Annotated in this window: 11 protein-coding genes; 3 read left to right on the top strand and 8 right to left on the bottom strand. The window is 70.2% G+C overall.

Annotated elements, in window-relative coordinates; genetic code table 11:
* The first annotated feature begins 365 nt into the window (after positions 1-365).
* Positions 366-2,846, top strand: coding sequence for an ATP-binding protein (locus tag FHS44_RS27900; protein WP_184719940.1), 2,481 nt, complete (start codon positions 366-368; stop codon positions 2,844-2,846).
* A gap of 593 nt (positions 2,847-3,439) precedes the next feature.
* Positions 3,440-4,216, top strand: coding sequence for an AMP-binding protein (locus tag FHS44_RS27895; RefSeq protein WP_184719938.1), 777 nt, complete (start codon positions 3,440-3,442; stop codon positions 4,214-4,216).
* A 290-nt stretch (positions 4,217-4,506) separates the two neighbouring features.
* Here FHS44_RS27895 and FHS44_RS27890 read toward each other — a convergent pair whose 3' ends face one another.
* The gene (locus tag FHS44_RS27890) at positions 4,507-5,487 is read right to left on the bottom strand and encodes an ArsR/SmtB family transcription factor (protein WP_184719935.1); all 981 of its coding nucleotides are present in this window, start codon (positions 5,485-5,487) and stop codon (positions 4,507-4,509) included.
* 65 nt (positions 5,488-5,552) lie between these two features.
* Between FHS44_RS27890 and FHS44_RS27885 the strand changes: the two genes are divergently transcribed.
* On the top strand, positions 5,553-6,734 hold the full coding sequence (locus tag FHS44_RS27885; protein WP_184719933.1) for an MFS transporter: 1,182 nt from the start codon (positions 5,553-5,555) through the stop codon (positions 6,732-6,734).
* Between the two features lie 5 nt (positions 6,735-6,739).
* Here the strand turns inward: FHS44_RS27885 and FHS44_RS27880 are convergent, their stop codons facing one another.
* The 7 genes from FHS44_RS27880 to FHS44_RS27850 all read right to left on the bottom strand — a co-directional run bounded on the left by FHS44_RS27880 (position 6,740) and on the right by FHS44_RS27850 (position 12,056).
* Positions 6,740-7,279, bottom strand: coding sequence for an RICIN domain-containing protein (locus tag FHS44_RS27880; protein WP_221461400.1), 540 nt, complete (start codon positions 7,277-7,279; stop codon positions 6,740-6,742).
* 138 nt (positions 7,280-7,417) lie between these two features.
* A complete protein-coding gene (locus FHS44_RS27875; RefSeq protein ID WP_184719931.1) occupies positions 7,418-8,380 on the bottom strand; it encodes a LacI family DNA-binding transcriptional regulator in 963 nt (320 codons plus the stop codon).
* A gap of 141 nt (positions 8,381-8,521) precedes the next feature.
* On the bottom strand, positions 8,522-9,871 hold the full coding sequence (gene pcaB, locus FHS44_RS27870; protein ID WP_246436159.1) for a 3-carboxy-cis,cis-muconate cycloisomerase: 1,350 nt from the start codon (positions 9,869-9,871) through the stop codon (positions 8,522-8,524).
* A 256-nt stretch (positions 9,872-10,127) separates the two neighbouring features.
* Positions 10,128-10,607, bottom strand: a complete 480-nt coding sequence (locus FHS44_RS27865; protein ID WP_184719929.1) for a DUF6941 family protein — start codon at positions 10,605-10,607, stop codon at positions 10,128-10,130.
* The gene (locus FHS44_RS27860) at positions 10,607-10,993 is read right to left on the bottom strand and encodes a hypothetical protein (protein ID WP_184719927.1); all 387 of its coding nucleotides are present in this window, start codon (positions 10,991-10,993) and stop codon (positions 10,607-10,609) included. The genes FHS44_RS27865 and FHS44_RS27860 overlap by 1 nt, the downstream gene beginning before the upstream one ends.
* 39 nt (positions 10,994-11,032) lie before the next feature.
* Positions 11,033-11,299, bottom strand: coding sequence for a hypothetical protein (locus FHS44_RS27855; RefSeq protein ID WP_184719926.1), 267 nt, complete (start codon positions 11,297-11,299; stop codon positions 11,033-11,035).
* Positions 11,300-11,342: 43 nt separating this feature from the next.
* Positions 11,343-12,056, bottom strand: coding sequence for an HAD family hydrolase (locus tag FHS44_RS27850; RefSeq protein WP_184719924.1), 714 nt, complete (start codon positions 12,054-12,056; stop codon positions 11,343-11,345).
* Positions 12,057-12,127: the final 71 nt, after the last annotated feature.

Genomic DNA, 12,127 nt, shown 5'->3' with positions numbered 1-12,127 from the left:
TGATCTCGCCGAGCACCGGCGTGGACGTTCCGCCGGAACCGGAAGAGGAACCGGCGGGCGCGTCGGGGCGGCTTTCCGGAGCTTCGGGGGCGCGGCGCGGGGATGGGGGAGAGGCTGGATCGTGATCCGAGGATGTGTCCGGCATGTCTGCAGTGTGAATCGCCCCACCCGCGTCCGCCATCCGCTGGCCGGTCACGGTCAGTAGCGCCGATACGGGAGGCGAGTGTCACGCTGAATTCATTACGGTGTCCCAATAGGGGCAGTCAGGCAATCCGAGCATCCGAAATGGTGCTAAGCCTGGGCACGGCACGGTAATTGGTGTCACACTTTCTGTGACGGCTGCCCAGCGACCTCATTAAGAGCCGATGACACAGGACACCGCACACATTTCTCTCACCGGTGGGAACCTCCCCCTCGAACCCAACGACTTCGTCGGGCGTCAGATTGACGTCGAGGAGCTCGTTGAGTTGCTGGGTGTCGCCCGCCTGGTGACCCTGTGCGGGGCCGGAGGCATCGGCAAGAGCAGATTGGCGGTCAACGTCGCGGGCCGGTTGGCCGCGGGGTTCTCCGGCGGGGTGTGGCTGGTCGAGTTGGCGGAGGCGGCGAGCGACGAGCTGATCGCGCCCCGGGTCGCCGCCGTGCTCGGCATCAAGGCCGAGCCGTCCCGTCCGCTCTCCGAGACGCTGTTCGACGCGCTCGCCGACCGGCAGTTGCTGCTGGTGATCGACAACTGTGAGTCGCTCATCGACGAGTGTGCCCGCTTCTGCAGGACGCTCCTCACGATCTGTCCCGAGGTGCGGGTCCTCACCACCAGCCGAGAGCCGCTGCGGGTCGCGGGGGAGACCGTGTGGCGGGTGCCGCCGCTCACGCTGCCCGAGGCGGACGGCCACGAGTACGCCGCGGCCAGCGAGGCCGTGCAGCTGTTCGTCAGGAGAGCCAAGGCCGCGGTGCGCGGGTTCACCCTCGACGTGAGCAACGCCAACGAGATCGCCAGTCTCTGCGGGGCGCTCGACGGGATGCCCCTGGCCATCGAACTGGCCGCCGCGCTGTGCCGGGTGCTGACGGTCGAGCAGATCCACGCCCGCCTCAGGGACAGGTTCCGCCTTCTTTCCGAGGGAGACCGTACGGCTCCCGCCAGGCACCAGACGCTCAGGGCGACCGTCGACTGGAGCTACCAGCAGCTCAAGGAGCCGGAGCGGATCCTGCTGCGGCGCCTGGCCGTGTTCACCGGCGGGTGGACGCTGGAGATGGCCGAGCAGGTCTGCGGCGGTGACGGCCTGTGGGCCGAGGACGTCCTGAGCGTCCTGTGCGGCCTGGTGGACAAGTCCCTGGTGCTGGCGGACGCCGAGGTCGCGGGCGAGACGCGCTACCGGATGCTGGAGACGATCCGCCAGTACGCCGCCGAGCAGATGGAGGCCGCGGGCGAGGAGCACGAGCTGAGACGGCGGCACCGCGACCACATGGCCGTGATCGCCGGGCGCATGCACCAGCTGATCGTCAGGTCGCCTCGCCCGACCTGGTCGGAGATCTGCCCGATGCTGGTGCTGCTGGACGAGCTGCAGAGCAACCTGTGGGCCGCGGTCCGCTGGTCGGCCGAGGTGGAGGAGCCGGAGAACGCGCTGCGGCTGCTGGTGCTGCTGCGCTGGCCGACCATCGCGGGCGGCCGGTTCACCCCCGCCGACGAGTGGCTCGAACGCCTGCTGTCCGCCAAGTCCGGGGTGCTTCCCCCGCGCGTGCGCGCCGACGCCCTCGTCCTGCGCGGCCAGGTGGCCTTCGGCCAGGGCGATCCCGCCAAGGCGTTCGACACCTGCTCGGAGGCGGCCGACCTGTGCCGGGCGACGGGCCTGTACGGGCCGCTCAGCGGGGCACTGGCCATCCTGGCCTGGGTCGCCATCTACCGGCGGCGCCCCGACAAGGCCCGGCGTCTGCTCGACGAGGCGCTGGAGGCCGTGCGCAGGGTCGACGACCCCTGGCACGAGATGGTGATCCGCTCGATGGAGGGGACGTTCGCGCTGTCCGAGGGGCGGGCAAAGGAGTCGCAGCGCTCCTTCGAGGCCGCGCTGGCGATCGCCCACGGTCTCGACAACCACTGGGCGACCCCGGTCGCGCTCATCGGCTTGGCCCAGGTCGCCTGGACGCGGGGTGACCTGCTTGAGGCCCGCTCCCACTACGAGCAGGCCCTCGACCAGCTCAAGGACATCACCGCCCACTGGCAGACCATCACCTGTCTGTCCGGCCTCGGGCGGATCGCCCTGGCCCAGGGCGACCTCACGACCGCCCGCGCCAGGCTGACCGAGAGCCTGCGCCTGTGCCGCAGGACCGGCCAGCGGCTCGGCGTCGCCCGGCGCATCGAGACGCTCGCCCAGCTCGCCCTCGCCGAGGAGGACGACCACCGCGCGGTACGGCTGGCGGGGGCGTCCGCCGCGATCAGGCACGCGATGAGCGGCGGCGCCATGCCGTCCGGGTTCGGCGCGCGAATGGAGGAGCTGCTCCAGCCCGCCCGCGCCCGGCTCGGTGACGCGCTGGTCGCCCACCTGTGGACGCTCGGCAAGGAGATGTCCCAGGAGCAGGCGGTCCGTTACGCCCTGGAGGGCGAGGAGCGGGCCGAGGCGTCGCTGCCCGCCTCGGGCAGGATGCCGGTGGCCGCCCCGCTGACCACGCTCACCGGGCGAGAGTGGGAGATCGCCGAGCTGGTCGCCAGGGGGCTGAGCAACAAGGCCATCGCCGACGAACTGGTGATAAGCCCCGCGACCGCCGCCCGGCACGTGGCCAACATCCTGGCCAAACTCGGCTTCTCCTCGCGCACCCAGGTGGCCACGTGGGTCATCGAGCACAACCGCGTCTGACGGTGACAGATCGCCTACACACAGGAACTACACATCGGCGGCCACGGGATACGCCACAGATACACCTTGGGATACGCACTCCGGCGCATGCGGGGAAGCAGCAGGTAGCCGTACGTTTTCCTCGTGTTCGACCGATGACGCCCCGCCTTCCGCACCACACCCGCCACGGCGGCCAGGTACGGCAGGCCCACACCATCTCGGGCGTCTCGGTCGGGCACGTCGCGAACGTCGCGTGTCCCTCTCGACGGTCGAGGTCTCCTCGGAGGGGTGGGGACCGAAGGCCACGGGACACGCGGCAGCGGGTCCGAGCCGCGCAGGGCTCGGACCCGCACGCGTTGAAGGGGCTATGCGCCCCGCGCGGATTTCCCGTGAGCCGGACGGCCGGTGAATCCCGAGTCAGAGCCACGGAAGCCTCCGTCAATCGCGGAACCCTCCCCGGATCGAGGGCGTTTTCACAGGTCACACGCATTTCGGTGAAGCACGGAAACGCCTAATGGGGGAAAGGGCCATCGGAGGGATCTGGCCCGGATACACACTCATTTACATACATCTGTCGATGCGGCGCCGGAGATGCCGGCCGTACGGTCGTCGGCATGAGACCCACCTCCTCGTCCACAAGGGGCACCGTCACCGAGGCGGTGTTCGGCTGCGCGCACGAGCGAGGTGACCGGCCCGCGTTGATCGACCTCGGTGCGGGGGTGGTCTACAGTCACCGCCGCCTGGCCGAGGAGGTGACGCGGGGAGCCTCGGGACTGGTCAAGCGGGGCGCGCGGGGTCGGCAGGTGGCCGGGATCCACGTGGACAACGTGGCAGCCCACGTTCTCGCGGTGCACACGGTCATCGCGGCGGGCCTGGTCGCGGCGCCCATCGTGTCCGGCAACGGGCGGATGAGCGACCTGCTGGTCCGGCTGGACGCCCGCTTCCTGATCACCACTCCGGGGCTCGCGGAGAGCTCGTTGCAGGCGGCCGACGTCTCGCGGGTGCGTCAGGTGATCGCGTTCGGCCAGGCGCGTGACACCGTCGACTTCGCCGACCTGCTGCTGCTCGCCCCGGCTCCGCTGCCGTCTCTCGACCCGTCCGTGCAGCCCGCGCTGCGGGACGACGACGGCGGCGTGCTCACCCACGAGAACCTCATCTGGCGGATGTGCGAGCTGGACAAGGTCGTCGCGCTGGAGAAGTCGGACGTCCTGCTGGTGACCTGGCCGCTGACCTCGACCCTGGCGCTGACGACCCTGATCGGGCTGGCGCTGATGCGCGGTTCCCTGGTCGTGGTCGCCCCGGGCCTCGCCTCGCAGGAGTTGTCGGCGACGATCCACGACTTCGGGGTCACGGTGCTGACGCTGCTCGACGGGACGGTGCAGCGTGTGTGACGGCCGTGGGAGGGCGGACACGTGTTGTTATCCGACTATGCCTTGACGTTCCGCGCTGACAGATGCGTTGATTGGGGTACGGCCTCTGACAACGTTGTCATCCCTTTCATGGACCCTCCGGAGCCTCGCCCCCGAAGGGACGGCACGCCCATGTGACAACGGTTGGACGGCCGTGGCGAGCCCTGCCCACCTGACCTCCTACAGCGGGGGCGGACAGGGGGCACGACGGGCTCGCGGACGGGCCGAGGTCCTCTCCCGGTGGACGGGGCCGGGGAGGCTCGGCGGTCAGGTCATGACCGGGGCGCCGAGGGGCTGACCAGCGAGTCGCCCAGCGCGGTGCGGTGGTACAGCACGCCGCGCCCCACCCGGTTGGCCGTCACCAGGCCCGCCCCGCGCAGGGCGGCCAGGTGACCGCCGACGGTTCCCAGGCTCAGGCCGAGCAGGCGGACGAGCTGACTGGTCGTCGCGGGAACCGCCAGTTCGAGCAGGACACGGGCCCTGGTCCTGCCGATCAGCGTGGCCAGGCCGTCCGGCGTCTCGTGCGGGATGCCCGTGCCACGCGCCGGATAACTGATCGCGTACGGCCAGGCGTGTTCGAGGTAGGAGCTGATCCCCGAGACGAAGGGGGACGGCACGAACAGCAGCCCCCGTCCCTCAAGGGCGACCTCCTGTTCGGCCGGGGTGACCTCGATGACCCCCTCGGGGCGCCAGCGCACCCGGGGACTGAGGTCGTCGAGCGCGGCGGCCCAGCCGTAGGTGGCGAGTCTGCCCGCCCGCTGGACCACGTCCCGTTCCAGGATCGCGTGGACGCGTGGCCAGATGGGGGAGACGATCCGGGTCCAGACCGCTTCGAGGGCGTCGGCGAACAGCCCGACGACGTCCGGTGAGAACAACACCTCAAGGACGGCGCCCGCAGGGCGGGGCATGCCCTCCAGGTTCCTGGTGATCTCCCGGTGCGCCTGGGCCGCGGGCGTCGCCCGTACGGTCGCCAGCTCCGTTTCCAAGGAGGTGTTCACCCCGTCCGGCGGGGGCGCGGGGAAGTCGATGTTGTAGTGCCCCCCGCGGAACAGCCCGACCATCGGACCGAGCCCCGGCCGCTCCACCAGCAGCCTGCCGTACGGCTCGCGGGCCTGACGGATCCAGGAGCGCCACACCCCGGCCTCCCACCTGCCGGACAGCAGCCAGAGCGCCTGTTTGGTCACCATGAGCGGGGAGATCGCGAACCTGCTGGTCACGATGTCCTGCGGGCTGACCTTGATGAGATATCCCATTCATCACCTTTCGGGAATTGTCGAAAGGTTAGCCCGTGGCCCCGGCGCCGCCCAGCATCGTGCCCATGGTTCTCACGGGGAAAGAGGGCGCGACCTACGCCGAGGTCTTCGCCGACGGGCGGTTCCGGGTGCTGTTCGGCAGCTTCACGCTTCTCGTCGTCGGGGACCAGGTCAAGATGCTGGCCCTGGCGGCGCTGGTCTACGCCAGGACCGGCTCGCCCGGCCTGTCGGCGACGGCCTACATGCTGGGCTTCCTGCCGTACGCGGTCGGCGGGATGTTCCTGCTCTCCCTCGCCGACCGGATCAGGCCGCGTGCCCTGATGATCGTCGGGGAGCTGGTCAGGGCGGTGACGTGCCTGCTGCTGGCCTTCACCGGGATGCCCGTCTGGACGATGCTGGCGCTGGTCCTGGTCACCGGTCTGTTCTCCCCGGTCTTCGGGGCGGCCCGCAGTGCCCTGCTGCCCGAACTGCTGCCCGGTGACGCGTTCGTCCTGGCCAGGTCGGTGCTGTCCATGACGTCGGCGGGGGCGCAGATCGGCGGGCTCGGGCTGGGCGGCGCCCTGCTGGCTACGGCGGGGCCGACCGGGGCGCTCGCCGCGACCGCCGTACTGTCCGCGCTCTCCGCCCTGGTGCTGCGCGTCGGGCTCACCGACCTGCCCGCCCGAGGTGTACGGCGGGGCGGCGCGGTCGGGGAGACGCTGCGGGTCAACCGGGACCTGCTCGCCGACCCCGGGGTGCGTGGGCTGCTGCTCGCCCAGTGGCTGCCCGTCTCGTTCCTGTCGGGGGCGGAGGCGGTGCTCGTCCCCTATCTCGGGGAGACGGCCGGGATCGCCCTGGCCGCCGCGTGCGTCGGACTGGCGGTCGGCAACCTCCTGGCGGGCCGGTTCGCCGCGCCGTACACCCGGGAACGGCTCGCGGCACCTCTCGCGGTGCTGTCAGGGGTGCCGTTGCTCGCCTTCGCGTTCGCGCCGGGACTCGCCGTCTCCGGGCTGATCCTGCTGCTGGCCACCGCGGCAAGCGGCGCCTGTCAGCTCGGCCTGCAGCGCAGGTTCGTCGAGGCGGCGCCGGAGCAGGTCAGGGGGCAGTCGTTCGGGCTGGTGGGCGCGGGGCTGATGACCGGGCAGGCGGTCGGCGCCGCCCTGGTGGGGGGAGTCTCCGAGGTCGTCGCGCCGCATCTGGCGATCACCGGGGCGGGTGTCGCCGTGATCATCTCAGGGCTCCTCCTCTGGCGGCACCTGCGGCCGTGACCTGCTCAGGCGAGGCGCCACTCCTGGTTGGGCTGGCCGTAGACACAGGTCCACTGCTGGACGTTGGCGCCGTCGTCGGTGCTGACCCCCGTCACGTCCAGGCACTTGCCGCTGTGCCGGGCCACGAGGATGAAGTAGCCGTCGTCCCGCTGGACGAGCTTCCACTCCTGGTTCGGCTGGTCGTCCAGGCAGGTCCACTGGTGGACGTTGGCGCCGCTCCGCAGGCTGACGCCCTCGACGTCGAGGCACTTGCCGCTGTGGGCCGCCCTCAGGGTGTAGTAGCCGTCGCTCGTGGCAACCAGGTTCCACTCCTGGTTGGACTGGTCGTCGCCGCAGGTCCACTGCTGGACGTTGGCGCCGGTCCGGGTGCTGACGCCCTCGACGTCGAGGCACCTGTCGCTGTGCCGGGCGACCAGGCTCGCCCTGAACCCCGTCCTCGCCGCCGACTCGCCGTCCACGGCACCGGCCGAAGACGGGCCGACGAGGGGAAAGGCGATCATGACGGTGGCCAGGGCAATGGCACGACCTGCGCGGATGAGTCCCATCGCGTCTCCCGAGGTGCTCTGAAAGATCAACCCGCACTTCGTAGCACGGATGACGGAGCGCTTCGGCGAGTCACGCCGCGTGACGGTGCCGTGTCGCGTCGCCGTACCGACATCCGGCCCAGAACACCCCGCGCGCGGTCAGGGGGGAGGCAGTTCTCCCGACCCCCGGGGGATGAGCCTGGTCGGCAGCTCGACGTGCTCGGCGGGCCCTGGATCGCCCTGGATGCGACGGAAGAGCAGTTCGGCCGCGGTCCTGCCGAGCCCGGCCGGGTCCTGGGCGACCACGCTCACTCCGGGCACCAGCAGGTCGGCCAGCTCGAAGTCGTCGAAGCCCACCATGGGCAGCCGCTGTCCGGTGCGTAGCACGGCCAGGGTCACCCGGCCGTTGCCGGTGAACAGCGCCGTCGGCGGGGCCTGTGCCGTGAGCATCCTGGCCAGCGCGGCCCCGGCCCGTTCCGGGGGGCCCGTCGCGATCAGGGACTCGTCGGCGGGCAGGCCCGCCTCGGCCAGGGCCCTTCGGTAACCGCGCAGGCGTTCCGCGGCGGTGAAGATGGACGCGCTGTCGCCGATGAAGGCCACGCGGCGGTGGCCGTATCTGAGCAGATGCGTCACCCCGGCGCACGCGCCGCCCGCGTTGTCGCAGATGACGGTGTCGGCGTCGAGGCCTCCTGGCCGGTCGGCGAAGACGGCGGGGGTGCCCGCGTCCAGCTCCGGCCTGAGGTACTCGTGGTCGGCCCCGGCCGGAACGATGATCAGGCCGTCGACCCGCCGGGAGCAGAAGGTGAGGACGAGTTCGCGCTCCCGCCGGGGGTCCTCCCCGGAGGAACCGCTGAGCAGCAGCGAGCCGTACCCGAGGGCCACGTCCTCGACCGCCCTGCTGACACCGGAGTAGAACGGGTCGGCCACGTCCTCGATCACCAGGCCGACGCTTGAGGTACGGCCGCCGCGCAGCCCTCTGGCGCTCTCGTCGCGGCGGTAGCCGAGCCGTTCGATGGCCGAGCGCACCCGCTCCGCGGTCACCGCGTTGACCCCGCGCTCGCCGTTGACGACGCGGGAGACGGTCTTGAGCGCCACCCCGGCCGACGCGGCGACGTCCTTCATGGTGGGGCGACCTCGGGAACCGCCCGTGGCGGGACGACGGTGCGGGCGGTCTGTCACGGCCCGATCATCGCCTAAACCCCTGCTTTCGACAACGTTGTCCCGCAACAGACACCCCCGCCCCCTATGTCTAGGTTATGGCTGTTATGGCCTGTCCGTATGGGCGCGTAGTGCCCGGTCGACGAAGGCCTCGGCCGAGCCGAGATAACCGGTCGGGTCGAGGGCGGCGTCCACCTCGCCGGGGGTCAGATCGACCTCGGGGTCGGCCAGCAGCGTCTCGCGCAGCGTGTCGCCCCCGTCGGCGGCCCGCGCGCACGCGGCGTCGACCAGAGTCCTGGCCCTCGGGGCGCCGCCGAGCTTGACGACGACGTGCTCGGCCATCATCAGCCCCCGTGTCGCCCCCAGGTTGGCCCGCATCCGCCCGGCGTCCACGGTCATCCCCTCAAGCGCCTCGCGCAGCCAGGCCGCCGCGCTCCCGGTCAGCCTGAGCAGGTCGCTGAGCGTCTCCCACTCGGCCTGCCACAGACCGGCCGCCCGCTCGTGCTCGTGGAGCATGCCGCCGAGCGCGGTGGCGACCAGCCCCGGGACGCGTTGCACGCAGGCCAGCGCCGACATCGCGCCGACCGGGTTGCGCTTGTGCGGCATCGTGCTCGAACCGCCCCGGCCCGGCGCCGACGCCTCGGCCGCCTCGGCGACCTCCGGCTGGGACAGCAGCTTCACATCGGTCGCGATCTTCCCGAGCGTCCCGGCCGCGGTGCCGAGGGCGCAGGCCAGGCGGGCGATCGGGGTGCGGTCGGTGTGCCAGGGCAGGACCGGCTCGACCAGCTCCAGCTCCGCCGCGAGGTACGGCAGCACCTCGTGGCCGCGTCCACGCAGCACGGCCAGGGTTCCTGCGGCTCCGCCGTACTGGACGGGCAACTGCAGGTCGGACAGCCCGGCCAGGCCGTGGTTCACCGCGCTCAGCCAGCCCGCCGCCTTCAGCCCGAAGGTGATCGGTACGGCGTGCTGCAGGATCGTGCGTCCCGCCATCACGGTGTCGCGGTGCTCGACGGCCAGCCGGGCGCACGCGCCCGCGCACGCCGACAGGTCGGCGGTGAGCGGCGCCAGGGCGCGCGAGGCGACCAGCATCGAGGCCGTGTCGTTGACGTCCTGGCTGGTCGCGCCATAGTGCACGAACCGCCGGACCTCGGGTCCGACCCGCTCACGCAGTGCGGCGACCAGGGGAATCACCGGATTTCCCGTGGGCACGGCCGCGCGGCCCAACTCGGCGAGGTCGAAGTGCTCGGGCTCGCAGGCTTCTCGTACGGCCGAGGCCGCCTCCCACGGCACCAGTCCGGCCTTCGCCTGCGCGGTGGCGAGTGCCGCCTCGACGTCCAGCATCGCGGCCAGCCAGGCGGCGTCCGACACCTCGGGCGTCGCGCCGCCCCTGGCGAACATCCCCGAGAACAGTCCATGGCGCGCTGACGAGGTCATGGTCACCTCCAGAAATGTCATGGCGACAGCCTGTCACGCGCACGGGGGAGCGTAGGGACAAATAGAAAAGACCTCTTTGGGGCGGAAGTGCCCTCCTTCCCAGATGTTGGCCGTATCGGCAACTGTCCACATGTGGGTTGGAGGCATCAACGCGGCCTTCGATGCCTTTCCGAGAGCCTGGAACCGGGACTTTGGGGCGGTCCTGAAACGCGTCTACGCGAGCACTGGGGAAAGCGTCATCCCTACTTCCGCCGAGTACCGGATGAAACTCACCGTCTCAGGCGGTCCCGGAGGAGGCGTTTTCCTCTCGATCGGATTCGGATCTGACCGCGAAAGAGACCTCGGCCAGTTCCTTCTCGTCAACCTCCAGCGACCACCGGTAGTGGTGCCCTGGCTTGAGCAGCGCCGCGATCCCTGGAAGAGAGACGGCGAGGTTGCTGTGAACCTCGACCTTCCTGGCGATGGCGTCCTCGTCTGACGGAGTATGGGCTGACATGGCGATCTGCCCTTCCAGCACCAGCGGCTTCGGCTCGCCATCGTTCTCCGCCGGGGCGAGGACAGGGGCGCCGTCACCGTCGGTCAGTCGGAGAGTGAAAGGGTGAATCTTGTCGGCCTCTTCCCAGGAGGCGCGGAAGAAGATGACAAGGGCGAACGGTGTGATGCGGGGACCGATGATCGCCCAGTCCGCACCCAGCATGTTGAGTTTGCCGGATGCGTCCGGCTGGGCCGCGTCGGCCAGCATGAGAAAGGCTTGCATCAAGCGCTCACTCGCACCGGGCTCTGCTCGACACTGACGTACATGTGCGGCGTTGCCTTGGTACGACGAAGAGCAGGCCCGACAAGGGCGACGAGAGACTTCTGCCCGTTCGTCCACACCATGTCCAACTCAAGGGACGAGGGTCTGGAACAGGGCGCCGCCACCGTCTCGACGACACGCACCGTCGGGTCCAGCCACGATTCCAAGCGGGCACGCGTCCTGCGCACGACCTCGGTGAGGCTGTCGCCGCTCTCGTCGAGTCTCCTCAGGTCAGGGGAACCGGCCTGCCAGCCGTTGCCGGTATGACGGAACACGACATGAAGTGTGCGCGCCGGCCGCGTGATCTCCACGGCTCCGATGTCGCTTCCGCTCGTGTCCGGTCTCATGTCCACACCTGTCATCATGCCCAGTTTTCCAGCTGTCGCCTACTGCTCGTAGGCGGTGCCGAGGCGGTACGTTCCTTCAGTCTTGTCGATTTCGTACAGCCATGCTTGGAACCTGATCCCGTCGAAGGTCTCGCCACGGACGAGCAGACGCCAGCCGTAGCGTTCGTGGTACTGCTCCTCACCCTGGACATTCTTGCCATAGATGAGGGACTCGCGGACATCCTCGCCCGTCAGGTTGTGCTTGCTGCGGATCTTGCTCTCGATCCCGTCGGGGATGACGATCTCCGCTATGTGGACCCGCCGCACAGGACAGGAGTCTGACACAGGGGCGGTTCCGGGAACGGGCCTTTCATGATGGCTCAGAGGCGGTGCCGAGGATTGAGGTGATTACGGTGGGGGTGTCGGACAGGTCGGGGAGGACCAGTTCGGCGCCTACCTGGCGTAGGGTCGCCTCGTCGCTGGCTCCCGTGGCGACCGCGACGACCCTGGCTCCGCCGTGGTGTCCGGCGCGGACGTCGTGCGGGGTGTCGCCGACCAGGACGGTGCTGTGCTCGTCGAACGGCTCGCCGTACTTCTCGGCCGCCCGTAGTTGTGCGAGCCGTACCAGGGGGGCGCGTTCGCCGTGGTCGAGGCCGTAGGCGCCGACCTCGAAGTCCACGTACTCGTCCAGGGAGAACGCCGCGAGCTTGCTGATCGCGATGGGCCGCATGTTGCCGGTGAGCACGGACTGGACCACGTCGGTGCGGTTCGCCAGGGCCTTGAGCGCCTCCCTGGCGCCGGGCAGGACGCGGCCGTGTTCGCGGATCTCCTGGATGCGTGCGCCGAAACCGGTGGCGAACTCGTGGCAGAGACGCTGGAGCAGCGGCTCCGACGTCTCGATGCCGTGCATCAGCAGGGTCTCGGTGATGATGGCCCGGTCGGTCCTCCCGGCGAAGGAGGGAACCCCGTGCGCGGCCAGGGTCTGGCCCGTCACGGTGGTGAACGCGCTCTCGTAGATCGTTCTGGTCAACGGGCCGACGGCGAGCAGGGTGTGGTCAATATCCCAGAGGACAAGAGTGCGCACGAATCACATCGTATGAGGTGTTATCACCATCGGTGAGAAGACCGTGGTCAGCAGCCGTCCTGTATGTGTAA

This window comes from Streptosporangium saharense, from assembly GCF_014203715.1.
Classification (GTDB): Bacteria; Actinomycetota; Actinomycetes; order Streptosporangiales; family Streptosporangiaceae; genus Streptosporangium; species Streptosporangium saharense.
Note: the sequence above shows the minus strand (reverse complement) of the source record. Positions and strands in the feature narration are given on the sequence as shown.

Bases quoted from the DNA above. Each gene is read 5' to 3' on its own strand.
- FHS44_RS27900 (WP_184719940.1), top strand. From the start codon at position 366: ATGACACAGGACACCGCACACATTTCTCTCACCGGTGGGAACCTCCCC.
- FHS44_RS27865 (WP_184719929.1), bottom strand. From the start codon at position 10,607: ATGCAAGCCTTTCTCATGCTGGCCGACGCGGCCCAGCCGGACGCATCC.
- FHS44_RS27880 (WP_221461400.1), bottom strand. From the start codon at position 7,279: ATGGGACTCATCCGCGCAGGTCGTGCCATTGCCCTGGCCACCGTCATG.
- FHS44_RS27860 (WP_184719927.1), bottom strand. From the start codon at position 10,993: ATGAGACCGGACACGAGCGGAAGCGACATCGGAGCCGTGGAGATCACG.
- FHS44_RS27885 (WP_184719933.1), top strand. From the start codon at position 5,553: ATGGTTCTCACGGGGAAAGAGGGCGCGACCTACGCCGAGGTCTTCGCC.
- FHS44_RS27875 (WP_184719931.1), bottom strand. From the start codon at position 8,380: ATGAAGGACGTCGCCGCGTCGGCCGGGGTGGCGCTCAAGACCGTCTCC.
- pcaB (WP_246436159.1), bottom strand. From the start codon at position 9,871: ATGACATTTCTGGAGGTGACCATGACCTCGTCAGCGCGCCATGGACTG.
- FHS44_RS27890 (WP_184719935.1), bottom strand. From the start codon at position 5,487: ATGGGATATCTCATCAAGGTCAGCCCGCAGGACATCGTGACCAGCAGG.
- FHS44_RS27895 (WP_184719938.1), top strand. From the start codon at position 3,440: ATGAGACCCACCTCCTCGTCCACAAGGGGCACCGTCACCGAGGCGGTG.